Genomic DNA, 23,415 nt, shown 5'->3' on the forward strand with positions numbered 1-23,415 from the left:
TCACCCGGAAATCAGCGAGTCGCGAGCTCGACGGCGCGCGCAACGGTTACGACGAGCTGCTCGAGCAGCGGCTCGGGCAACGAAAGCGGCGGCATCAGCACCATCGTATCGCCGAGCGGTCGGACGATGACGCCGCTCTCTCTCGCGATCAGCACGGCACGATGCGCGCGACGCTCGTCGGTATCGAAACGCACGCCGCGCTCCGGATCGCGCCACAGGTCGAACCCGACCATCAGGCCGACTTGCCGAACGGGACCGGTGCAAGAAAGCGGCGCGATGTGATCGGCGAGCAGCTCGGCGAGCCGGATCGCCGCGCGCGCCGCATGGGCAAGCGTGTTCTCGGTGCGGAACACGTCGAGACTCGCAATCGCAGCCGCGCATCCGAGCGGATTGCCGCCGTACGTGTGGCCGTGAAACAGCGCGCGGTACTCGGAAGGCCTGCCGGAAAACGCTTCGTAGACGTCTTCGGTCGCAAGCGTAGCGGCGAGCGGCAGGTAGCCGCCCGTGATGCCCTTCGCCAGGCACAGGATGTCCGGCGAGATGCCGGCCTGCTCGACGGCGAACATCGTGCCGGTGCGGCCGAAACCCGTCGCGACCTCGTCGCAGACCATCAGGCATCCGAAACGGTCGCAGAGCTCGCGCACGCCGCGCACGAACGACGCCGGCTGCGGCCAGATCCCGGCCGCGCCCTGCACGAGCGGCTCGAACACGACCGCGGCAACCGTCTCGCCTTCGCGCTGGAGCAGCGCTTCGAGGCGCGCAAGGCTCACGCTGGAGGCAGCTTCGAGCGAGGTTTCGTCGCACGCGCCGCGGCCCGCGATGGGCTCGCACAGATACGGCGGATCGAACTTCGAGACGCGGAACGTGATCGGCTCGTAGCCGCGATGAAACGGCTCGGAAAAACCGAGGCTGACCGATCCGATGGTATCGCCGTGATACGCCTCCGACAGCGTCACGAAGCGCGAGCGTCCGGGCTGCCCGCGCTGGAGCTGGTACTGGAACGCCATGCGAAGCGCGACTTCGACCGATGTCGATCCCGAGTCCGAGTAGAAGACCCGCGTTAGCGGTGCCGGCGTGATCTCGACGAGCCGCCGCGCCAGCTCGATCGCCGGCACGTGCGAAAGCCCGAGCATCGTCGAATGCTGCAGCCGGTCGAGCTGCGCGTGCAGCGCGGCGACAATTGCCGGGTGACCATGGCCGTGCACGTTGCACCACAGCGACGACACGCCGTCGAGATAACGCCTTCCCGCTGTGTCGGTCAGCCAGAAGCCTTCGGCCGACTCGACGATGATCGGATCGTACGACAGCCACTCGCTCGTCTGCGTGAACGGATGCCAGAGATGACGGCGGTCGTCCGCGAGAAGCTCGCTCGCTCGCGCCGTCGCGACCTCATCGGCGATCGGCGGCAGCGCGGATCCGGCGGGAAGCTCAGTCATGGACATCTCGAAGCACGCTCGCGAGCGCGCTCGCAGCTCCCGCGATCTGTTCGGACGTATGCGTGGCCATGAGACTGAGCCGCAGCCTCGAAGTTCCCGCCGGCACGGTCGGCGGCCGGATCGCGGCGACGTAGTAGCCGAGCTCGAGAAGACGGGCAGCGGCCGCGACCGCGCGACGCGCATCGCCGACCATGACCGGAAGAATCTGGCTGTCGAGGTTCGGTACGTCGAGGCCCGCATCGCGCAGGCTCTGTCCGAGAGCTCGCGCACGTGCGCGAAGCCCTGCCGCACGCTCTGGCTCGCGCGCGATCACGTCGAGCGCAGCGCCGGCTGCGGCTGCGGCCGAAGGCGGAAGCCCGGTCGTGAAGATGAACGGCCGCGCGCGATTGATCAGGTGGTCGATGAGCCGGCGCGATCCGGCCACATACGACCCGAAGCTCGCGAGCGCCTTTCCGAGCGTTCCCATGTGAATGTCGATGCGCGACGCGAGCCCGAGCTCTGCGGCAAGCCCCGCGCCGTTCGGGCCGAAAACGCCGGCAGCGTGCGCTTCATCGACCATCAGCCATGCGCCGTGCTCGCCCGCCGCATCGGCGATGGCCGCAAGCGGCGCCGCGTCGCCGTCCATCGAGAACACCGACTCGGTGATGACGAGGACCCGGCGCGCGTCTGCGCATCCTGCAAGTGTTTCGCGAAGGCTTTCGACGTCGTTATGCCGGTAGATGGCGACGCGCGCGCGCGACAGCCGGCATCCGTCGATGATGCTCGCATGGTTGAGCTCGTCGCTGACGACGACGTCGCCCGCGCCGACCAGCGAACAGATCACGCCGACGTTCGCGTGATATCCGGTCGAGAACAGCAGCGCGGCCTCAGAGCTTTTCCACGCGGCGATCCTCTCCTCGAGATCGGCGTGCGCCGTCATGTGCCCGGAGATCAGGCGTGACGAAACCGCGCTCGCGCCGAACGCGCGCGTCGCGCGTGCCGCGGCTTCGACGACTTCCGGATGATTGGCGAGACCGAGGTAATTGTTCGAGCAAAGCAGCACGGCCTCGCGGCCGTCGACGAGCACGGTCCCGTTCTGCGCGCCGCCGATGACGCGCAGCCGGCGAAGAAGCCCGCGGTCGTCGACCGCTCGAAGCTCTTCGGCGAGCACGCTGTCGAAATCGGGACGCGCGCGTGCGGCGTCGAGTGCTTCGCAAAGATCTGCCGCAGATTGGATGGATGTTGCCAACGATGGGGACCTGCCGGGCTGGCCGGGTGGCTAACATCGGGCCAGCCCGGCAGTCAACCGGCGTCCTCGCTTGCCGGTTTACACTTCCGAAGCCGTCTGTTGCCGGCAGCGCAGGATCACTGCCCGTCGTAATCGGCAGGGAACAGCGTCCAGCGCCCGGGTCGTGACGTCCATTCTGCGGTCACGTACGCGACGTCGTCACCGAAGTAGACCTGGGTCGTCATGACCGGGAGCGTCGCGGCCGAGAAATCGCCGTAGGCCGTCACGCGGATCGCGAAGCCGACTTCGCCGCGATCGACGCGCCGGCGAACGCGCAGCTTCGCGATGCCTTCGCGCACCGGCGAGCCGTCGTCGGGCGCACGGTAGAACCATCTCTTCTCGCCGCTGGCCTGGAGATCGACCGGCTTGACCTCGGCGCTGTAGATCACACCGTTGGCGTTGGTCAGCGAGACCACGAAACCGTCGACGAGCGGATTGATCGCGGACTCCGGCACCATCCTTCCGTGGAACGTGAATCTTCCGACGGACGGGCGCTCGCGGGCTTCGCTCGCGAGATCCTGCTCGAGCTCGGGGATGTAGATGATCGCCGGATCGCGCGCGAGCGGTACGCATGGCGGCGCGGGCTGGCACGCGTCCGTGCAGGTCGGCTCCGGTGCTTCGGCGCAGTCGGGATCCGCGCAATCGATCAGCCCGTCGCCGTCGTCGTCGATCAGGTTGTTGCATATCTCGTGATCGTCGGGGTCGCACGTCTCGCCGCAGCCGGTCTCGACGATGCCGTCGCCACAGACTGTGCCGGTGCCGGTGCACTGTCCTGCAACGCATTGGTCGTGCGGCGTGCACGGGCTGCCGTCGCTGCACGGCGCGTCGTTGTTGGTATGGCTGCACTCGCCCGATGGTGCGCAGAGGTCGTCGGTACAGGCGTTGCCGTCGTCGCACAGGGTATCGTCGGGGACGCTCTCGCACGCATCGGCCTGCTCGCTGCACCGGTCGACGGCGCAGCCTGTCGATCCCGAGCAGACCGGCGGCGGCCCGCTCCGGCAGCCGAGCGTCGGGCTGCAGATTTCCACGCCGTTGCAGAAAACGCCGTCGGCGCAGTCCGTATCGTCGGGAGTATGCCGGCACGCGTCGATCGAATCGTCACAGACGTCGGTCGTGCACGCGAACGGATCACTGCAGTCGACCGGCGCGCCTGGCTTGCAGCCCTTGTCGGTACAGGTTTCGACTCCGTCGCAGAACTCGCCGTTGCTGCACGCGTTGTCGCTCGGCGCGTGGGTGCATTTGTCGGTCGCCTCGTCGCACGCGTCGACGGTGCACGAGATCGAGTCGCCGCAGTCGACGGGTGTGCCTGGCTGACAGCCGACAAACGGGCTGCAGATCTCGGAGCCGTCGCAGAACTGGTGGTTGTCGCACGCGCGATCGTCCGTGGTGTGCGTGCAGCGGTCCTGCTGCTCGCTGCAGTCGTCGACGGTACACGAGATCCCGTCGCTGCAGTCGATCGGTGTGCCGGGTGCGCACGTTCCGGCGGGCGTGCAGATTTCCCGGCCGTTACAGAACTTGTTGTCCTGGCACTCGGCGCTTTCGGGAACCTGGACGCATCCGAAGCCGTCGGCCGCGTCGTTCATCGGATCGCAGATCGCGTCGTTGCATCCGATCGCGCGATCGGCGCACTCCGCATCGTTCTCGCAGAGCGGCTCCGGCACGAAAATGTCGATATCGAGCGGGGTAAGCGGACAGTTGCACTTGGCGGCCGTACCCGGCTGCACGTCGACCGGGCCGGTGCAGGTCTCGTTCGAGTTCTGCTGCCAGCTCGTGCAGTTGGCGACGTCGAGCTTGTGATTCTGGTTGGCGTCGACGCACGCGACGGTCACGCTCGTGACCGGCAGGTTGACGATCATCGAAGAGCTCGTGTCGCCGCAAAGATCGCCGTCGAGGTCGCGGAACGGCGACGGGCCCGTCGGCAGCGTCAACACGCGGCAGTCACCGACGAGCGCCTGCTCGCCGTCGGTGCCGATGAACAGCCCGATGTCGTAGCGTGAGGTCGCCGTCGTCACGACGGTGAGGGTCGCGTTGAACGTGACGGTATCGGTTTTCGACGTGCAACCGTCGTCGGTGATCACGACGTTGTTGATCGCGGTGATACGGATGTCGTTGGCAGTGCAGTTGAGCGGGGTGCCAAATCGCTCCTGGATGCACGGGAGTGCCGACGCGGTCGTCGCGGCTGCGAACGAGATGGCTGCCGACGAAGCGAGCGCGGCGAGCGCCAGCCGTCCATCGGTCCGACGGTCACTGCGAAGGGCCGTCCTGATCGTTTTCATGACGATCATGGCGCCCACCTCCTTTTTGCTCAGCCCCTTGCCCGTCTGTCCTGAACAGGACTTCAGACCGCGATTCGAATTTCCGGCAAGTCCGGCTGCGTTACGCGAGGCGGCGCGCAACGAGCGTGGCTGCAGGTTCGAAACCCGTCGCGCACGACAAAACAGCAGCCGTTGCGCGCCGTTCGTCGCTCGCTCGCACGCTTCGTCAAGTCGAAAATTTGCGCGACCGGCGCGCGGGCTTCGACGCAATCGCGTACCACGGCGTCGAGGGAAGACCCGTTCGCGCACGCAAAAAGATGCGAGCGCACGGTGATTTGCCGACCGACACACGCAGTTGCTCTGCAGTTGCGTCCGCTACGGGCGCGGACGCGCCGCCTGTCCGGAAAATCGCTTCGCAGTCATTGCCTGACGAAGCTCGTGCTTCTAGCCTCGAATCCGTGCAATGGAGGTGACCGATGGAATCCCGCTCGAAAGCGAAACGCAGCGATCCGTCTTCCGGTAAGAACGATCCGCCTTCCGCAAAGAAGAAGAAGGCTCCCGGCGCGAACCACTCCGGCGATGTGCCGGACGATTCCGATGCGGCCGACGCGACACTCGCGCTCGATCCCGGCTCGATGGAAGACGAAGAGATCGCGGCGTCGATCCGCGAACAGTTTCGCGAAGAAGTCGGCGACGATCTGGCCGGTGTCGCGGTGACGTGCCGCCGCGGATGCATCACGCTCGTCGGCGAGGTTGCAAGCGAGGAGCTTCGCGAGGTCGCGCGGCTCATCGTCGAGGACGAGAACGGCCTCGAGGTCCACGACCGGATTCTCGTCAGTCAGATCGCGGGAGAATCTCCGGGCGAAACCGAAGAAGGCGAACGGCCGCTTCCGGATGACATCCGGATCGTGCAGGACGACATCGACGCCGAGGACGTCTCGGGAGACATTCTCGAAGTGGAAGATGAAGGCGTCGGATTCATGGCTCCGTCGCGTCCGGTTCCGGAACGCTGAGGACGGGTTTCTTCGTGCGGCGGCTTCGAGCCGTCGCAACGAATCCCGCCGCCAGCTCCGGCGTAAGGCCGGGTCCAGGTTCGAGATCGACGTCGTTCCAGCGAAGCGGCTGATCGCACTTCGGACATCGGCTCTCGGCGCGTCCGACATGGCCGCAGGGCTTGTGACGGATCAGCAGCGGCGGGCCGGCGCCCTTGTCGAGCCAGCGGTCTCCCCACCGAAGCAGCGCCAGCATCACGTCGAAAAAGTCGGAACCCTTCTCGGTCAGCAGGTACTCGAACCGCCTGGGCTTGTCCTGGTACTGGCGGCGCTCGAGGAGGCCTTCGGCGACCAGGCGTGTGAGCCGCTGGGTCAGTACGTTGCGGCCGATCGAAAGCCCTTTCTGGAACTCTTCGAACCGCGTCGCGCCGAGGAACGCCTCGCGGATGACGAGCGGCGTCCACCAGTCGCCGAGCAGGTCGACGGTCCGCGCTACCGAGCAGGGCCATTCATGGAACGGGGTTCTTTTCACCACGGACTGCATAGCAGGTTGCACAAGTGAACGCACTCTGCAACTATCAGTCTCGCTAGTGAACTGACTACGTTCTGCCGGGACGACGTCCCGAAGGAGGCCGCATGAACCCGCAAGATTCCTCCCAGGCATTCGCCGCCTTTGCCGAAGCGTTCGAGGTCGGTTTCGCGTCGCGAGACTGGACCCCGGTGGACCGCATGATGACCGACGACGTGGTCTGGTCGCTGGCCGAGCTGCCGCCGCCGGTCGGAGGCACCCATGTCGGACGACAACAGGCCATCGATGCGATCCGCCTCAGCACCGACACGTTCGACCGTCGTTTCGACCGGCGCGAGCCGGTGATCACCGACGGTCCGCGCGAGATTCCCGGCGGCATCCACATGACGTGGGCCGTGACGTACACGCGCGACGGTCTGCCGCCGTTCGTGCTGCTCGGCGAAGAATGGGACCTGTTCCGTGACGGCAAGCTCGAGGTGCATCGCGAACGCGTCCACAACCTGGCCGAGATGTGGACGTACGTGGCCAATCACAACGACCGGCTCGCTCCGGTCGCGCCCTGACGCGGAGGCTTGCGATGATCGTCCGATGGATCACCGGCCTCGTGTATTCGCGAGGACTGCGCGCGCTCGAGCGCGGAGACCTCGATTCGCTGCTCGCCAACTTCTCCGAGAGCTGCACGCTCACGTTCGCCGGTGACTCGCCGCTTGGCGCGAAGCTTTCGACAGCGGCGGAGCTCCGCCTGTGGTTCGAGCGCTTTCGGCGGCTGCTTCCCGAGCCGCGCTTCGAAATCCGCCGGCTCGTGATCAGCGGGCCTCCGTGGAACCAGCGCCTGGCGTCGCATGCGATCATTCGCAGCACCGTCGGCGGCGAGCCGTACGAGAATCAGTTCGGGCATTTCCTCACGCTGCGCTGGGGAAAAGTCGTCGACGACCTGATCATCGAGGATACGCAGATGTGGGAGCGCGCATGCCGCCGCCTCATCGCCGCGGGTGTCGACGAAGCGGCGGAAAAACCCATGTGGCCGGTGGCGGTCCCTGCGCGGTCGTATGCGACGGCGCCCGCTGCGGCTGCCGCGTCTCGATGACATCGCGCATCGAGAGTTTCATGCCTCGCTACGATGCGATCGAGACACATCGCCGCGAGATTGCCGCGCCCAAAGCCGTCGCCTACGCGGCGCTCTGGAACGCGGATCTCGGCGCTTCACCGGTGATCCGGTTCCTGTCGGCGCTACGCTCGCTGCCGGCGATGCTGCTGTCCGAGCGCAGGGTGCGTCCGCGCAGGCTCGATCTGAATGCGATGGTCGGCGCAGGCTTCGGCAAGCTTGCCGAGGATGCGCCCGACGAAGTCGTCCTCGGCGTAACCGGACGGTTCTGGCGCCCGGTCGGCAATCTCCTTCCGTTTCGCGAGGCGGACTTTCGCGGGCCCGTCATGCCCGGCACGGCGAGAGCGGTCTGGAACTTCGCTCTCCAGGAGCTGTCGCCGGGTCGCACGGTGCTGACTACCGAAACCCGCGTGCTGTGCGGTGATCCGGCCAGCCGCAGGAAGTTTCTCGCGTACTGGCTCCTGATCCGGCCGTTCAGCGGGTGGATTCGCGTCGTGATGCTGGAAGCGATCGACCGCGAAGCAATGCGGCACGCTTCCCGGTCGGACGGCCCGGTGGCCAGGCCGTAAGCGGGCACAAGACGCGGAACGTTCGATGCGGCGCCGCCTGCGCGCTAGTCTCGCCCGGTGCCGACAAAACGACCTGCGGCGAAGGACGCCCTCAAGCGATGCCCGTGGGTCGACCTCACCAAGCCCGATTACGTCGCCTACCATGACGACGAGTGGGGCGTCCCGGTCCATGACGACCGCAAGATCTTCGAGTTCCTGACGCTCGAAGCCGCCCAGGCAGGGCTCAGCTGGTACACCGTGCTGCGCAAGCGCGAGGCCTATCGGCGCGCGTTCGCGGATTTCGACCCGCTGAGAGTCGCGCGCTTCACGCCGGCGCGCGTCGAAAAGATGCTTCTCGATCCGGGCATCGTTCGAAACCGCCTCAAAGTCACGTGCGCCGTCAGCAACGCGAAGCATTTCCTCGAAGTGCAGCGCGAGTTCGGGTCGTTCGCGGCGTACATCTGGCGGTTCGTCGGAGGCAACCCGCTCGTCGCCGAGCGTCGTGTGATCGCGGACTATCCCGCGCGCACCGCGATCTCGGATGCGATCAGCAAGGATCTGATGAAGCGCGGTTTCCGTTTCGTCGGCTCGACGATCATCTACGCGCACATGCAGGCGACCGGTCTCGTCAACGATCACTCGGTCGACTGCTACCGGCGCAGCGAGCTTCTCGCGAAATCCCGCAAGAAATGACGCGTCGTCGTACGAAGAAGCCGGGGCGTGCCGCTTCCCAGCCGCCGGAGGACACGTCCGCGCCGTCGCGCGCGACGAGGATTGCGGCTGCGCAGGCGGCGGCACGGCCAGTTGCGGCTCCGCAAGCGGCCGCTCGGCAAATTGCTGCTCCACCCGCTGACTCGATGCTCGCATCGCTGCAGGAGCTGGCGCGGGAGGCATCGAACCGCATCGTGATGCTTGGCGTGGTGCTCGGGTTCTTTGCGATCATGGCGGTCATAGCGGCGCGCACCAATACACCGACTCCCGACGAGTTCGTCTACGTTCCGGCCGGTTACTATCACCTGACGACCGGCGACCTGACGTTCGATACGACCAACCCGCCACTGCTCAAGATGCTGATGGCGGCGCCGCTGCTCGCGATGGACGTCCGTATCGACACCAGCCCGAAGGCCCGCGACAACAGCACGGGCTGGGGCGCGTGGATCTTCGGTACGAGCTTCATGGAGCTCAATCGCGAGCGTTATCTCGACGCGTTCTTTCGCGCGCGCCTGGTGATCGTCGCGCTTGGCCTGGTTCTCGGCGTGCTCGTCTTCGCGCGCGCGCGCGAGCTGCTTTCTCCGGCCGGCGCGCTCGCGGCGCTTCTCGTTTACGGCACGATGCCGCCCGTCATCGCGCATGCGTCGGTTGCGACGCTCGACGTCGGCGTTTCGCTCGCGCTGTTTGCCGCACTGATCGCGGCGGCGCGGTTCGCCAGAAGCAAGGCCGTGGTCTGGGCGCTCGCGACCGGCGCAGCGTTTGGTTTTGGGTTCGCGATCAAGGGCACGGCCGCGTTGTTCGCGCCGCTGGTTCCGATCCTCGTTGCGGCCGAGTGGGACGACTGGAACGCGGACGGGATCCGGCGATTCGTGATCGGCGGCGCGTCGATGCTCGCGGCCGCGTGGCTTGCGATCCTGGTTTCGTACCGTTTCTCGGGCTTTCCGCTTCCGGCGCCGCTCGTCGAGGGCATCCGGTTCCAGATCGCCGCGAGCAGCTCGGGAGAATTTCCGGCGTTCCTGTTCGGCAGCTGGTCGCAGAAAGGCTGGTGGTACTACTACCTGGTCGCGCTCGTGCTGAAGACACCGATCGCGTCCCTGGTGCTGTTCGTCGCCGGAATCGTCGCGATCGCAACCGGACAGGGCAGGCCCGGCGATGCCGCCGGAAGCCGGCGCGCAGAGGCCGCGTGGATCCTCATTCCGCCGCTGTTTCTCCTCTACGTGCTGTCGTTCCACTACGCGAAGGATTACGGAATCCGCTACCTGTTGCCGGCGTTTCCGTTCCTCGTCCTGCTTGCCGGCCGCGGCGCGGACCTGCTGCTGCGAAGCGGAACATATGCGCGCGCGGCGCTGGCCGTGCTGCTCGTTTGGCAGACGGCGGCATGCGCGTTCGCCGGACCGCATCAGCTTGCGTACTTCAACGAGCTTGCCGGAGGTCCCGATCGCGCGCGCACGCTGCTTCTCGATTCGAACCTGGACTGGGGCCAGGACCTCGGACGGCTTGCATACTATCTTCACGACCGCGGTCTGCGCAGCGCGTGCATCGGATACTTCGGGCACGTGAGCCCGAAGGTCTACGATCTCGACTTCACGCTGCCGCCGACGACACCGGCACCGGGACTGTGTGCGATCAGCGCGAACTTTCTCGCGGGATATCCGTACGCAATCACGTACGCTGGAGATCGCATCCGCGGCGTGCGGCCGGGAGCGTGGTCGTGGTTCGACAAGCTGGTGCCGATCGCGCGCATCGGCCGCTCGATCTACGTATACGACGTGACGGCCGAAGACGTCGCGCGTCTTGGCGGATCGCATCCGCCCGCCGCCTCTCCACCGGCGCGCTGAGCGCTTTGACATCGTGACGGCACCGGCAAAAGGAAGCGCGATGGGTGTTGCGGCGGCCAACCATTCTCATCCCGGCATCGTCATTCCGACGTACAACGAGAGCGAGAACATCGAGCGGCTCGTCGCCGAGATCCTCGCGCTGCCGGTCGGAGCTCACGTTGTCGTCGTCGACGACAACTCGCCGGACGGGACCGGGGAGCTGCTCGACAAGCTGGCCGCCGTCGAGCCGCGACTGCACGTGGTGCATCGCCCGGCCAAGCTCGGCCTCGGCACCGCGCATATCGCCGGCATCCGCAAGGCCGACGCGCTCGGCCTCGACCCGATCGGCACGATGGACGCGGATTTCTCCCACCACCCCCGTTACATCCCGAACCTGATCGCCGGCCTCGCCCACAACGATGTGATGATCGGCTCGCGATACGTGGCCGGCGGGGGCACCAAGGACTTCGGGCTCCACCGCCAGCTGCTCAGCCGGACAGCGAACACGTTTGCCAGGACGATGCTCGGCCTGACGTCCGGCGACTGCACGGCCGGTTTCCGCCTGTACCGCCGGGAGACGCTCGCCTCGATCGATCTCGATTCGATCTTCTCGAACGGGTACTCGTTCCTCATCGAGATTCTCTTTCTCGTTCAGGCCGCCGGCTGGAAGGTCGGCGAATCGCCGATTCTTTTTGAAGATCGTCGCGAGGGGATCTCGAAGATCTCGCGCAAGGAAATCGCCAAGGCGGTCTACACGGTGCTGCGGCTGTTTGCGCAGCGCGGACGCATCCGCGGCGGCGTCGCGCGACCGGCGTCGCGACCGAGGTAGTCAAACGCGTACGTCATCGTGCTGCGCGTGATGAAGAGGCTCACGCGCACAGCAAGTGGAACTATCCACTGCGTCGACGAATGCGCTTTGCTTTCCTGCGATTTCTCTTCGAAGGCACAGAATCGATTTTTGTAAATCGAATACGGCCAAAAGCATTGACGGCCGGAGGACCGGCGGATAAGTTCCGGCGATCGCAAGTAGCCGAATCCCTGGAGCGCACGTCCTGCGGACGTGATGGGACGAAGCTCTTTCGAGACCACGGGTTGCCGGAATTGCGGTGCCCGAAACCTTCGGAGGGAAAATGAAACGACATTTCACGCTGGGCGCCGCGGCGGCGCTCTCGGTTTTTCTGATTGGCGGACTGGCAGGCAGTGCGCACGCGCGCACCGCGAACAAGACGCTCTATCCGATCGTCTTCGCGCACGGCGCCGGCGGCTTCGACAACATTCTCGGCTACGACTACTGGGGCGATGACTGGGGCGTGTTCGTGCTCGACCCGTGCGACGGGTTCCTCGAGACTACGTGCAACGGCGACATCGACTACAACCAGAAGTCGTTCATCGCATCGGTTACGCCGCTTCAGTCCTCCGAAGCGCGCGGCTACGAGCTCTACCAGGACATCCTCGGCTACATGGCGACGTCGGGCGCGCAGTACGTCAACATCGTCGGGCACTCGCAGGGCGGCATCGATCTTCGCAAGGCGGCCAAGCTGCTCTACACGAACAAGGCCCGCACGGTCGTCAAGTACGGCATCAGCCTGTCGTCGCCGCACCGCGGCTCGCCGATCGCGAAGTACATCCTCGACCTGAAGCCCGGCGTCGTTTCGGTAATCGACGCGCTCGCGACGTTCTACGGAAGCATCGTCTACGGCGCCGGCAACGACGGCTACGCGGCTGCCAAGTCGCTCATGTACAACGACTACAGCGCGACCGACGGCGTGACGACGGGCCTCGCGGCATACAACGTCACGTATCCGAACAGCCCGACGTACATCGCGCGCAGCCGCAGCATGGTGACGGCCCAGCAGGGCCTCGACATGAATCCGGCGCTCTACCTGGTGCAGCAGGGGTTCTACAACATCGACGGTGACGGCTACGCGGCCAGCGACGCCGACAACGACGGCGCCGAAGGCATCGGCAACGGCAACCGGAACGACACCGACGACGATGGGCTGGTCGGCGTGAACTCGGCCCAGATGGGCCTGCGCCTCGAGCACGTCGGCTGCTGGCCCTGTCTCGATTACGTCTATGAGCGGACGGCCACCGGCGACTGCACCAACCTGAACTCGCCGCCGTCGATTGCGATGACGTCGAAGTCGTACGTGATCCCGCAGGATCACATCGACATCATCGGCGTCGGACCGGACACGTTCGACGAGATGGAGTTCTACGCTGCACTGACGGACTACATCGCCGACAGCGGATTCTGATCCGCCGTACTTGCGGTCATGTTCAGGGGCCGTTATCCCGTCGGGATAACGGCCCCTTTCGTTTTATCCATCCGTTGAACTACCTGCCGCCCATGCATCGTAGAGGCTCCCGTGTCTGACCGATCGAAGAATCGCAAAATTGTCTTCGCTGCCGTTGCCGTGGTCGCGCTCGTCGCCGTCGTGTTCCTGCGGTCCGGGTCCGGTCCGTCTCCGGGGCCGAAGAAAGGCGAGGATGACGCAACGCAATGGGTCGACGGCGACGGATCTGGAGCTTCCTCTCCGGATTCCTCGCGGCGCCAGGCGCGGGCGCTTGGCATCAGCGACAGCCGGTCCGACGACGAGGCGGCGGAGTACCTGCGCGAGCAGTTCGGCGCGACGATCGACAACAAGCGGTCGCAGATCAAGGCGATCGAAAAGCTGATCAATTACCTGATGAAGCGCTATCCGGACGACTGGCAGAGCCGGCTGCAGGCGCTGCTCGCCAAGGCATTCCCCGGGCTCGCCGATCAGCTCTATGCGCAGTTCCAGAACATGTCGTCGTACAACGAATGGCTGAAAGCGCACCATGACGAGCTCGCGAAGATGGATCCGGCCGACAGGCGCGAGGCGCTTCGCGATGCGCGCTCGCGCTTCTTCGGCGCGGATGCCGAGGAGATCTTCGCGGAGACTCTCAAGCAGGACCAGATCGCCGACGCGATGGCGGCCATCAAGGACGCGCACGACACCACGGTCAAAGAGAAGCTCGATACCTACATGGATGCGATCAACGATGCGTTCGGAGAAGAAGCGCCGCAGTTCATCGAACGCCGGCAGACCGAATTGCTCGGCCGCTTCGTCGAGCTTCCATCGGTGCAGGACGATCTGTACGCGATGTCGCCGGAGCAGCGCGAAAACGAGCTGTCGAACATTCGTGCGGCGATGGGTCTCGACGAGCAGGCTCTCACCCGATGGCGTACTCTCGATGCGGAGCGCGATGCGCAATGGGATACCGGCGAGGACTACATGCGCGAGCGCGACCAGATCGTGAAGTCGTCACAAGGCGACGAGCAGGCGCGGCGGCTTGCGGAGCTTCGCACGAAGACGTTCGGAGAAGACGCCGACACGATCCGCAGCGAAGAGGATGCGGGCTTTTTCCGTTTCGGCCATCGCCGGGTTTATGGAAAAGAGTAGCCGACACTGCGGAGGTTGCTCATGAAGACGATCAAAAATTTTGCAGGACTGATCGCGTTTATTTTCATTGCGGCGCCGGGATTCGCAGCGCCGCCTCCGATGGGTGCATGCTGCAACATCGTGGCCGGCTGCTGCCCCCCGCTCGGCAACTGCCAGATCACGACATCGTCGTTCTGCGAATTCGGCTACCAGGGTGACGGTACGGTCTGTCCGGATTGTCCGGCGACGACCACGACCACTACGACGAGCACGACGACGCTCGCACCGACCACCACGACGTCGACGACCACCAGCACGACGACAACCACCACGCTCGGTCCGGGAACCACGAGCACGACGCTCGTGCCCGTGTCGATCTGCGGAGACGCGAATCAGGATCTGGAGATCACGTCGACCGACGCATTGATCGCGCTGAAGACTGCGGTTTCGACCGCGAGCTGTCCGCTCGAACGATGCGACTACAACGGAAGCGGCGAGGTTACTGCCACGGATGCGCTCGCGATCCTGAAGGTCGCCGTGGGACAGCCGATCGTGCCGATGTGCCCGATCGTGATCTGAAAAGAACAAACCGCGACAGAAAAACGGGGTCGACACCGATTTGCGAATATCGGTGTCCGACCCCGTTTTTTTCTACATCGAGAGCACGATCTTTCCGAAGTTTGCGTTCTCTTCCATCAGGCGATGGGCGTCTGCTGCGTTCGCGAGCGGAATCACCCTGTCGACGACGGTCGCGATCCGTCCGCTCGCGATATGCGGCAGCACGCTCTTTTCGAATGCGCGCACGGCCGTCGCTTTCTCTTCGAGCGAGCGCGCCCGCAGCAGAGTGCCGCGGATCGTCAGGCGCTTCTGCAGCATGGCGCCGAGCGCGAGCTCGCCGCTGAAGCCGCCCATGAGGCCGATCAGGATCATCCGCCCTTTTTCCGCGAGCGCGCGCACGTTCGACTCGAGATACGACGCGCCGATGAAGTCGACGACGACGTCGACGCCGCGCCCGCCGGTCGCTTCGCGTGCGCGGTCGGCAAACGCTTCGGTTTTGTAGTCGATCGCGACGTCGAGCCCGAGCTTGCAGGCCGCATCGAGCTTTTCCTTCGACCCGGCCGTGCCGAGCACGATCGATGCGCCCATGACCCTGGCAAGCTGGATTGCCGCCGTACCGACGCCGGAGCCGGCCGCGTGCACGAGCACGCTTTCTCCGCACGCAAACGAGCACTGCAGGAGCGCGTCGTGCGCCGTGATGAACGCTTCCGGAACCGAAGCGGCCTGCTCGAACGTGAGCCGCTCGGGAATGATCGACGCGAGCCGATGATTGACGACGATCTTTTGCGCGTAGCCGCCGCCGGCGAGAAGGCCCATCACGCGGTCGCCCGCGCGAAATCCGGTCGCGTTGGCGCCGGCGCTTTCGACTTCGCCCGCGAACTCGAGCCCCGGAATTTCGAACTCCGGCTTTGGTCCGGGCTGCGGGTAAAGGCCACGACGCTGCAGCAGGTCTGCACGGTTGAGAGCGGTGGCCTTTACACGAACCACGAGGTCGTCCGGACCGCATGCGGGGTCGGGCAGGTCGCGCAGCGCGAGCACTTCCGGCCCGCCGTATTCGGCAATCACGATGGCTTTCACGAGGAGAACTCCTTGGCGACGGTCTTGAGGAACGCGCGCGAGCGAAGAGGCTTTGTCAGATGGAGATCGACGAGGCGATCGAGAAGGGCAGTCGCGAGGCGCCCGACCGCAGGCTCGGCGACGTCCGGCACCGAGAGCGTCGCGCCGCGCACGTACGCCATGAGCGGCGGATCGATCACGCGGCGGCTCGGCCGGAAGCGTTCGTCTGCGGGATCGAGCCCTGCGGCTTCGGCTTCGTGACGCGCGCAGATGACGCCGCTGCCACGGCTGTCGAGAATCGGGCGCGAGCCTTCGGTGACCGGCTCTCCGCAGATCCCGCAGATCCCGAAGTCCGGCGCCCAGCCGCTGCGCTCGAGCAGGCCGAGCACGAAGTGGTGGGCGAGCGGTTCGATCAGGTCGCGGCCAAGCCGGCTGATGACCTCGCGATAAAGCTCATACAGGTCGCGGCACGGATCGCGGTCGGCAGTCATGACCTCGGTCAGCTCGGTCAGGTAAGAAGCCCACGCGAATGCGTCGAGGTTCGATGCCAGCGCCGGGTTCGATGCCAGGACCCGGCTCTCGTGCAGAAAAGCCAGTGAGAATTGGGGTTTGCGGTCGAGGCGGACCTGGATTTCCTGAAACGGCTCGAGTGCTCCGCCGGCGAACCGGCGCACCGAGCGACGCGCGCCTTTGGCGATCGCCGAGATTTTCCCGGCCTCTTCGGTGAGCAGGACCAGGATCCGGTCGGACTCCCCGAAGTTGCGGCTTCGCAGGACGAACGCGCTGGTGATGATTTCATCCGCTGCCACGGTTTCCCCGAAGAAGTCCCAGAAAACGTCGCGCCCGACGTATTCGCAAGGATATGCCATCGCTTTCATTGACACGCTGCACCGGCGACTTAGCTTCGGCGCGCCGTCGCCCGCCGGAGGCCCCCTTACAATGAGCCAGGACGATTCAAGCCAAGCCACTTCCAGAGCAGACGAGCGCGCCAACGGCGCGGATGGCGACGAGCCCCGCTCCACGCGCAGCGAGGCCGATACGACCAGCGATGTTTCGGGCGAAGACGCCGAGCCCGGCGTAGCGCTGTCCCCGGAAGACGAGCTCGACGCGGCCCGCAGCAAATCGGCCGAAAACTACGATCTTTACGTGCGCGCCAAGGCGGACATCGAGAACATCCGCAAGCGCCACCAGCGCGAGCTTGCCGATCGCGCCCGATACGACGGCGAGTCGCTGGCGCGTGACATCGTTCCGGCCATCGACGACCTCGAGCGGGCGCTCGAGCATGCTGGCGACGGCGCTGCCGGAGTCACCGACGGCATCGAGCTCGTTCGCAAGGGCCTGATGGCTGCGCTCAAGCGCAACGGAGTCGAGCGCATCGAGGCCGAAGGGAAGCCGTTCGACCCGGCTGAGCACGAAGCGGTGACCGTCGTCGAGACCGACGAGGTGCCGCCGAATACGGTCATCAGCGTTTTCCGGGCGGGCTACAAAATTCGCGACCGGCTGCTGCGCGCCGCAATGGTCTCGGTGTCGAAGGCACCCGAATCCAAGGCCTGAAAACGCGGAAAACCGGCGAGAAATCCACTTGCGGACCGGGGTCGGGTGCTTACTTACCCGACCAGGCGCAAAGGCGCACAAAAATCCGGAAGACGTCCTGCATCGACACGACGAGGTGACGGGAGCTTCCAGCGAAAGAGGGAATCATGGGCAAGGTCATCGGCATCGATCTCGGTACCACCAACTCCTGCGTGGCCATTCTCGAAGGCGGACAACCGACCGTCATCTCGAACTCGGAAGGTGGTCGTACGACCCCGTCGGTCGTCGCCGTCAACGACAGTGGCGAGCGCCTCGTCGGCACGATCGCCAAGCGCCAGGCGATCACCAATCCGCAGAACACGGTCTATGCGGTCAAGCGGCTGATCGGACGTCGCTTCGACGATCCGGAAGTGGTCAAGGCGCGCACGCACCTCGGCTACGAGGTCGTCAAATCCGACAACAACGCGGCCTACGTCAAGCTCGGCGGCAAGGTGATGAGCCCCGCCGAAGTTTCGGCCGTGATCCTGCAGAAAATGAAGAAGACCGCCGAGGACTATCTCGGCGAGACCGTGAACGACGCCGTCATCACGGTGCCGGCGTACTTCAACGACAGCCAGCGTCAGGCGACGAAGGACGCGGGGCAGGTCGCAGGCCTCAACGTTCTTCGCATCATCAACGAGCCTACGGCTGCCGCGCTCGCGTACGGCCTCGACAAGACCGGCGATCGCAAGATCGCGGTATTCGACCTCGGCGGCGGAACGTTCGACATTTCGATCCTCGAGCTCGGCCAGGGCGTGTTCGAGGTCAAGGCGACCAACGGAGACACGTTCCTCGGCGGTGAGGATTTCGACCAGGCCATCATCGAGTGGCTGGTCGCCGAATTCCGCAAGGACCAGGGCATCGACCTTTCGAAAGACCGCATGGCGCTGCAGCGGCTCAAGGAAGCTGCCGAGAAAGCCAAGTGCGAGCTGTCGACGTCGATGGAAACGGACATCAATCTTCCGTTCATCACGGCGGACCAGTCCGGACCGAAGCATCTCAATCTCAAGCTGTCGCGCGCCAGGCTCGAACAGCTGTGCGCCCCGCTGCTCGATCGGCTCAACGGCCCGTGCACCACGGCGCTACGCGATGCCGGCCTTTCGGCGTCCGAAATCGACGAAGTGGTGCTGGTCGGCGGCATGACGCGCATGCCGGCGGTCGGCGAGCGCGTCAAGAAGCTGTTCGGCAAAGAGCCGCATCGCGGCGTCAATCCCGACGAAGTCGTCGCGATCGGTGCAGCGATCCAGGGCGGCGTGCTGGCCGGCGACGTCAAGGACGTGCTGCTGCTCGACGTGACTCCGCTGTCGCTCGGCATCGAGACGCTTGGCGGCGTGTTCACCAAGCTCATCGACAAGAACACGACGATCCCGACCCAGAAGGCGCAGGTCTTCTCGACGGCCGAGGACAATCAGCCGGCGGTGTCGATCAAGGTCTTCCAGGGCGAGCGCGAGATCGCGGTGCACAACAAGCTGCTCGGCCAGTTCGACCTGACCGGCATCGCGCCGTCGCCTCGCGGCATGCCGCAGATCGAAGTCACGTTCGACATCGATGCCAACGGCATCATGCACGTGTCGGCCAAGGACAAGGGAACCGGCCGCGAGCAGCGCATCGAGATCAAGTCCGACAGCGGCCTGAGCAAGGCCGAGATCGAGCGAATGATCAAGGATGCCGAAGCGCATGCGGCCGAGGACCACAAGCGTCGCGAGCAGGTCGATGCGCGCAACGAGCTCGACTCGATGATCTACCGGCTCGAGAAGAGTCTCGCCGACGCGGGCGATGCAGCCGACGAGTCGATCAAGAGCGAAGTGAATGCCGCGCTCGAGAAGGCCCGGCCGGCGCTGCAGCTCGAAGACGCCGAAGCGATCAAGCGGGCAAAGGACGAGCTCGAGAAGAGCGCGCACAAGCTTGCCGAGGTCATGTACAAGAAGGCGCAGGCCGATGGCGCTGCGGGCGGCGACGGACACGCGCCGGGCGGACCCGGTGCGGACGGCGCCAGCGGAGCGTCGCGCGCCGGCGATGATGTGGTCGATGCGGACTTCGAGGAAGTGAAGCCGAACTGATTCACGAAGAGAGGCACCTGCGGGTGCCTCTCTTCGTATCCGCTCGGGCGCGAAGCGATCTGGAGTTTGCAGCGTGAAGCGCTCGCGGCTCGACAGAGCGCGGAACTAGAGGCACAAGCTGCGGGCCCGCATCGCCGACTGGCGACGCGGGCCCGCGCACATTGAGGCAGGGCGGTAAGGCAACGTGTCGAGAGATTACTACGAGATCCTGTCTGTGGCGCGCGATGCGTCACAGGACGAAATCAAGAAGGCCTATCGCCAGGCCGCGCTCAAGTTTCATCCCGACCGCAATCCCGACGACAAGGACGGCGCCGAGCGACGCTTCAAGGAAGCGAGCAAGGCCTACCAGGTGCTGTCCGACGCCGACAAGCGCGCGCAGTACGACCGATTCGGCGAGGCCGCGTTCGAGGGGCCGGGTGCCGGCGGCTTCGACTTTTCGTCCGCGTTCGCGAGCGGTGCGTTCGAGGACGTGCTCGGCGATCTCTTCGGCGACTTTTTCGGCGGCGGAGGACGGCGTTCGCGCAGCCGGCCCGCGCGCGGCGACGACCTGCGTTACGATCTCGAGATCACGTTCGAAGACGCTGCGCGCGGCTGCGAGAAGCACATCTCCGTGCCGCGCACCGTCACGTGCGAAACCTGTAGCGGCAGCGGCGGCAAGCCAGGGACATCTCCGGAAACCTGTTCGGGCTGCAACGGCGCGGGGCAGATCCGCTACCAGCAGGGGCTTTTCCAGATCGCCAAGACGTGCGGGCAGTGCAACGGCGAAGGCAAGGTCAACAAGAGCCCGTGCACGACCTGTCGCGGCGCCGGACGCACGCGTGCGATGCGCGAGATCAAGGTGAAGATCCCCGCGGGCGTCGACAACGGCTCGCGCCTCAAGCTCCGCAATGAAGGCGAAGCCGGCGTGCGCGGCGGAACTCCCGGCGATCTCTACGTCGTATTGTCGGTACGCGAGCACCCGCTGTTCCATCGCGACGGCGCCAACGTCGTCTGCCAGCGTCCGATCTCGATGATCGATGCTGCGCTCGGCGCCGAGGTCGACGTGCCGACCCTCGACGGCGTCGTCAAGCTCAAGATTCCTGCGGGCACTCAGCATGGAAAAGTCTTTCGCCTGTCCGGCAAAGGCGTGCCGGATCTGCGACGCGGCAGCGGTGCGCGCGGCGATCAGTACGTCGCCGTGCAGATCGAGATCCCGACCAAGCTCGGCCGCAAGCAGCGAAAGCTGCTCGAGCAGCTTCGCGACGAAGGCGCCGAGAATCACGAGTCGCTGGTTGCGTCGTTCACCAGCAAGCTTCGCGACATGATGAGCTGACCGGGCGATGCCCCGGTCCGACGCTCGGATCCCGGCCCTCCGGGCGCGCGCTTCCCGGGCACACGGAGAGTTCGAATTGCTCGCTGCCGTTCGCCGCTCGATCGGACGCGGCGGCCGCGGGGTCACGGTCGGGATCGGCGACGACGCAGCCGTCGTTCGCGTGGATGCCGCTTCGCAGCGCGCGGGATCCTCGCTCGTGCTCACGACCGACGCGATGGTCGAAGGAGTCCACTTCCGGCGATCGTGGCTGACGGCGCAGCAGATCGGCGTGCGCGCGTGGCGCGTGGCCGTCTCCGACATCTCGGCAATGGGCGCGAGACCGCGCTGGGTACTGCTGTCGCTCGAGCTGCCCGCGGGACGAGCCCGGATGCCCGAGCGCGACGTGCTGGCACTGATTCGCGCGCTCGGCGCCGAGGCGCGTCGAAGCGGAGCCGCGCTGGTCGGCGGCAACGTAAGCCGCGGCGCGGCGCTGTCGGTCACGGTAACGGTCGTCGGCGAAACGGCCGCAAAGCCCGTGCTGCGAAGCGGCGCGAAGCCCGGCGAAGTCGTCTTCGTGACAGGGAATGTCGGAGGCTCTGCGGCGGCGCGCCTCGGGCTCATGCGCCGCACGCGATCGGACGGCATCCGCGGCGCAGCTTCCGCGTACATCCGGCCACCGCTGCGGGTGGCATTCGCCGCCGAAGGCTGCGTGCGCGGGCTGTTTTCCGCGATGATCGATGTGTCCGACGGCCTGCTGCAGGATCTCGGGCACATGGCCGACGAGTCGAAAGCCCGGATCCGTATCGACGCTGCTGCGATTCCCGTTCATCCCGCGGCGAAGCGTTCGCAGAAGGACCAAGGCCTCGAGCTCGCGCTGACTGGCGGCGAGGACTACGAGCTCGCGTTCACCGCTCCGGAGCGGCGCGCCGGCGCCATTGCGATGCTCGCCGCCAGACATCGCGTGGCCGTGACTCCGATCGGCTTCGTCGAGCGTGGACGCCCGGCAGTCACCGATGCAGCGGGGCGGCCTTTCGCGTTCGCGAGGGCCGGCTTCGATCATCTGCGTGCGCGGAGCTCACGATGAATCCCGCAGTGCTGCGAACGCTCCTCGAAGAGCTCGTCGAAGGCCGCATCGGCGTAACCGATGCGCTCGAGCGCATCCGCCATCTTCCTTTCACCGATGTCGAGGGCGCACGGCTCGACCACCATCGCGAGCTGCGCACGGGAATGCCGGAAGTCGTCTTCGGCGAGGGCAAGACGTCCGGGCAGATCGTGACGATCGCGCGCGAGATGATCGCGCGCTCCGGCGCGGTGCTGGTGACGCGTCTCGATCACGACAAGGCCGCGGCACTCGTCGAGGCCGTCGACGGAATCGATTACTACGCGGACGCCCGCATCGCGATGTGCCGTCCCCGTGAGCAGGCGCCGGGCGCGGCGCACGTTGCGATCGTTTCCGCCGGCACGTCCGATCAACCGGTCGCGGAAGAAGCCGCGCGCACGCTCGAATTCCTCGGCGCCGCGGTGCGCCGCTTTCGCGACCTCGGAATTTCCGGCCTTCACCGCCTGCTCGCCGAACGCGAGCGGCTTTGCGAAGCATCTGCAGTGATCGTCGTGGCCGGTATGGAAGGAGCGCTGCCGAGCGTCGTCGGAGGGCTCGTCGACGTGCCTGTCATCGCCGTGCCGACGAGCATCGGCTACGGCGCGAGCTTCGGAGGTCTTGCAGCGCTGCTGGCGATGATGAACTCGTGCGCGCCGGGCGTTACCGTGGTCAACATCGACAACGGATTCGGCGCGGCCGTTGCAGCCGCGGCGGTGCTGCGCGCGGCTGCACGCCTGAAATGAAACGCTACTTCGGTGCTTCCGCGGGTGCCGCGACCGGCGCCGCGGCTCCGGCCAGCTTCCAGTCGAACGTGTACATGCGCATCGAGTGCGCCGCGTAGTCCTGGATCAGCATTTTCGTCGGACGCGGCCGCGAGCCGACCATGACCCAGTCCTTGTCCGTGCGGATGCGGACGAGGTTGTTGAACGTGTCCTTGTAGTACTTGATCATGTGCGGGACGAGCTTGGCCTTGTCGAACGTGACCACGTACAGCGCGTACGGCCGCCCCGGATCCGCGTACAGCGAAACCGTCTGTTCGAGCGTGTTCTCGTCCGACGTCAGCGCGCGGCCGTAATCGGTTTTCCAGAACGGAAAGAAATCCATGCCGCGCAGGTCGGTGCCGGCGAGCGGCTCGTCGACGCCGAGCTTCGTTGACGCGGCGCCGGTCCTGGTGACGGCCTTGCCGTCTTTCCATGCGAGCGGCGTTTCCGATTTCCAGCCGGTCCCGGGCTGTTCAAAGACGACCGTTCCGCCGCCCGCGGGATCGATGACGAGGTGCGCCTTCGACGTGGTGCCGTCGGCGTCCTTGATCGTCACATCGGCTTCGACCTTCTCGTTGGCCGTCGACATGCGTTCGGCACGCTCGAGAAATGCAGCGAGGTCCCCCGCTTGGGCGGGTCGCAATACGGCCAGAGTTATGCCCGCGGCCAGAAGAAGTACGGCCGGGACCGGACGGACGGGACGCAACCGATGGATTGGCATGGAGCCAAGGCTGAGTTGCGGGCGGCCGGTTTGTCAAGCTGACCGCAGCGCCGATGACCTTCACCGATGGCGATGAAGCCGGGGCGCCGTCCCGGAACCGCCGTGGTTTTCCGCTCCAGGCATCCCGCCACAAATGTCCCGGCCGCAATTTAGTGGCACGACTCCATGGTTGATTGGATGTAGGGTTTCCGGGCAGATACGGTAGAAATGCGGGGGCGCGCAGCGAGGGT

The 23,415-nt window shown here is 65.8% G+C and carries 22 protein-coding genes; 15 read left to right on the forward strand and 7 right to left on the reverse strand.

Annotation, left to right across the window (positions count from 1 at the left end; all coding sequences use genetic code 11):
- Nucleotides 1–11 precede the first annotated feature (11 nt).
- The 3 genes from bioA to VN634_21785 form a co-directional block, all read right to left on the reverse strand.
- Complete coding sequence (gene bioA / locus VN634_21775; GenBank protein ID HXC53531.1) at nucleotides 12–1,436, reverse strand: adenosylmethionine--8-amino-7-oxononanoate transaminase; 1,425 nt, start codon at nucleotides 1,434–1,436, stop codon at nucleotides 12–14.
- Entirely contained in the window at nucleotides 1,429–2,664 is a 1,236-nt protein-coding gene (gene bioF / locus VN634_21780; protein HXC53532.1) for an 8-amino-7-oxononanoate synthase, read from the reverse strand. The genes bioA and bioF overlap by 8 nt, the downstream gene beginning before the upstream one ends.
- A 116-nt stretch (nucleotides 2,665–2,780) precedes the next feature.
- Entirely contained in the window at nucleotides 2,781–4,988 is a 2,208-nt protein-coding gene (locus VN634_21785) for a hypothetical protein (protein HXC53533.1), read from the reverse strand.
- A gap of 446 nt (nucleotides 4,989–5,434) precedes the next feature.
- Here VN634_21785 and VN634_21790 point away from each other — a divergent pair, with 446 nt between their 5' ends.
- Nucleotides 5,435–5,971: a BON domain-containing protein gene (locus tag VN634_21790; protein ID HXC53534.1), complete on the forward strand. Its 537-nt coding sequence runs from the start codon at nucleotides 5,435–5,437 to the stop codon at nucleotides 5,969–5,971.
- On the opposite strand, the gene VN634_21795 is transcribed toward VN634_21790, so the two are convergent.
- Nucleotides 5,937–6,482: a helix-turn-helix domain-containing protein gene (locus tag VN634_21795; GenBank protein ID HXC53535.1), complete on the reverse strand. Its 546-nt coding sequence runs from the start codon at nucleotides 6,480–6,482 to the stop codon at nucleotides 5,937–5,939. The genes VN634_21790 and VN634_21795 overlap by 35 nt on opposite strands.
- 104 nt (nucleotides 6,483–6,586) lie before the next feature.
- Here VN634_21795 and VN634_21800 point away from each other — a divergent pair, with 104 nt between their 5' ends.
- From VN634_21800 to VN634_21840, 9 genes are all read left to right on the forward strand, one after another.
- Complete coding sequence (locus VN634_21800) at nucleotides 6,587–7,042, forward strand: hypothetical protein (GenBank protein HXC53536.1); 456 nt, start codon at nucleotides 6,587–6,589, stop codon at nucleotides 7,040–7,042.
- Between the two features lie 14 nt (nucleotides 7,043–7,056).
- Complete coding sequence (locus VN634_21805) at nucleotides 7,057–7,566, forward strand: nuclear transport factor 2 family protein (protein HXC53537.1); 510 nt, start codon at nucleotides 7,057–7,059, stop codon at nucleotides 7,564–7,566.
- Between the two features lie 20 nt (nucleotides 7,567–7,586).
- A complete protein-coding gene (locus VN634_21810; protein ID HXC53538.1) occupies nucleotides 7,587–8,153 on the forward strand; it encodes a hypothetical protein in 567 nt (188 codons plus the stop codon).
- Between the two features lie 57 nt (nucleotides 8,154–8,210).
- A complete protein-coding gene (locus VN634_21815; GenBank protein ID HXC53539.1) occupies nucleotides 8,211–8,825 on the forward strand; it encodes a DNA-3-methyladenine glycosylase I in 615 nt (204 codons plus the stop codon).
- Nucleotides 8,826–8,989: 164 nt separating this feature from the next.
- On the forward strand, nucleotides 8,990–10,681 hold the full coding sequence (locus VN634_21820; GenBank protein HXC53540.1) for a glycosyltransferase family 39 protein: 1,692 nt from the start codon (nucleotides 8,990–8,992) through the stop codon (nucleotides 10,679–10,681).
- A gap of 40 nt (nucleotides 10,682–10,721) precedes the next feature.
- Nucleotides 10,722–11,489, forward strand: coding sequence for a polyprenol monophosphomannose synthase (locus VN634_21825; protein HXC53541.1), 768 nt, complete (start codon nucleotides 10,722–10,724; stop codon nucleotides 11,487–11,489).
- Nucleotides 11,490–11,790: 301 nt separating this feature from the next.
- On the forward strand, nucleotides 11,791–12,918 hold the full coding sequence (locus tag VN634_21830) for a hypothetical protein (GenBank protein ID HXC53542.1): 1,128 nt from the start codon (nucleotides 11,791–11,793) through the stop codon (nucleotides 12,916–12,918).
- Between the two features lie 111 nt (nucleotides 12,919–13,029).
- Entirely contained in the window at nucleotides 13,030–14,088 is a 1,059-nt protein-coding gene (locus VN634_21835; GenBank protein HXC53543.1) for a hypothetical protein, read from the forward strand.
- 21 nt (nucleotides 14,089–14,109) lie between these two features.
- Nucleotides 14,110–14,646: a dockerin type I domain-containing protein gene (locus VN634_21840; protein HXC53544.1), complete on the forward strand. Its 537-nt coding sequence runs from the start codon at nucleotides 14,110–14,112 to the stop codon at nucleotides 14,644–14,646.
- 72 nt (nucleotides 14,647–14,718) lie between these two features.
- Here the strand turns inward: VN634_21840 and VN634_21845 are convergent, their stop codons facing one another.
- Both VN634_21845 and recO read right to left on the reverse strand, forming a co-directional pair.
- Entirely contained in the window at nucleotides 14,719–15,702 is a 984-nt protein-coding gene (locus tag VN634_21845) for an NAD(P)H-quinone oxidoreductase (GenBank protein ID HXC53545.1), read from the reverse strand.
- Nucleotides 15,699–16,550 (reverse strand): DNA repair protein RecO, encoded by an 852-nt coding sequence (gene recO / locus VN634_21850; GenBank protein HXC53546.1) that lies wholly within the window; start codon nucleotides 16,548–16,550, stop codon nucleotides 15,699–15,701. Before recO ends, VN634_21845 begins: the two co-directional genes overlap by 4 nt.
- A gap of 70 nt (nucleotides 16,551–16,620) precedes the next feature.
- Here recO and grpE point away from each other — a divergent pair, with 70 nt between their 5' ends.
- The 5 genes from grpE (at nucleotide 16,621) to larB (ending at nucleotide 22,446) form a co-directional block, all read left to right on the forward strand.
- The gene (gene grpE, locus VN634_21855) at nucleotides 16,621–17,235 is read left to right on the forward strand and encodes a nucleotide exchange factor GrpE (protein ID HXC53547.1); all 615 of its coding nucleotides are present in this window, start codon (nucleotides 16,621–16,623) and stop codon (nucleotides 17,233–17,235) included.
- Nucleotides 17,236–17,381: 146 nt separating this feature from the next.
- The gene (dnaK, locus tag VN634_21860) at nucleotides 17,382–19,313 is read left to right on the forward strand and encodes a molecular chaperone DnaK (protein HXC53548.1); all 1,932 of its coding nucleotides are present in this window, start codon (nucleotides 17,382–17,384) and stop codon (nucleotides 19,311–19,313) included.
- Between the two features lie 184 nt (nucleotides 19,314–19,497).
- Complete coding sequence (dnaJ, locus tag VN634_21865) at nucleotides 19,498–20,625, forward strand: molecular chaperone DnaJ (GenBank protein HXC53549.1); 1,128 nt, start codon at nucleotides 19,498–19,500, stop codon at nucleotides 20,623–20,625.
- Between the two features lie 76 nt (nucleotides 20,626–20,701).
- Nucleotides 20,702–21,688, forward strand: a complete 987-nt coding sequence (gene thiL, locus VN634_21870; GenBank protein HXC53550.1) for a thiamine-phosphate kinase — start codon at nucleotides 20,702–20,704, stop codon at nucleotides 21,686–21,688.
- Complete coding sequence (gene larB / locus VN634_21875; GenBank protein HXC53551.1) at nucleotides 21,685–22,446, forward strand: nickel pincer cofactor biosynthesis protein LarB; 762 nt, start codon at nucleotides 21,685–21,687, stop codon at nucleotides 22,444–22,446. The genes thiL and larB overlap by 4 nt, the downstream gene beginning before the upstream one ends.
- 4 nt (nucleotides 22,447–22,450) lie before the next feature.
- On the opposite strand, the gene VN634_21880 is transcribed toward larB, so the two are convergent.
- Nucleotides 22,451–23,053 (reverse strand): hypothetical protein, encoded by a 603-nt coding sequence (locus VN634_21880; GenBank protein ID HXC53552.1) that lies wholly within the window; start codon nucleotides 23,051–23,053, stop codon nucleotides 22,451–22,453.
- Nucleotides 23,054–23,415 lie beyond the last annotated feature (362 nt).

The sequence above is a fragment of the Candidatus Limnocylindrales bacterium genome, from assembly GCA_035571835.1.
Lineage (GTDB): Bacteria > Desulfobacterota > Binatia > UBA1149 > CAITLU01 > DATNBU01.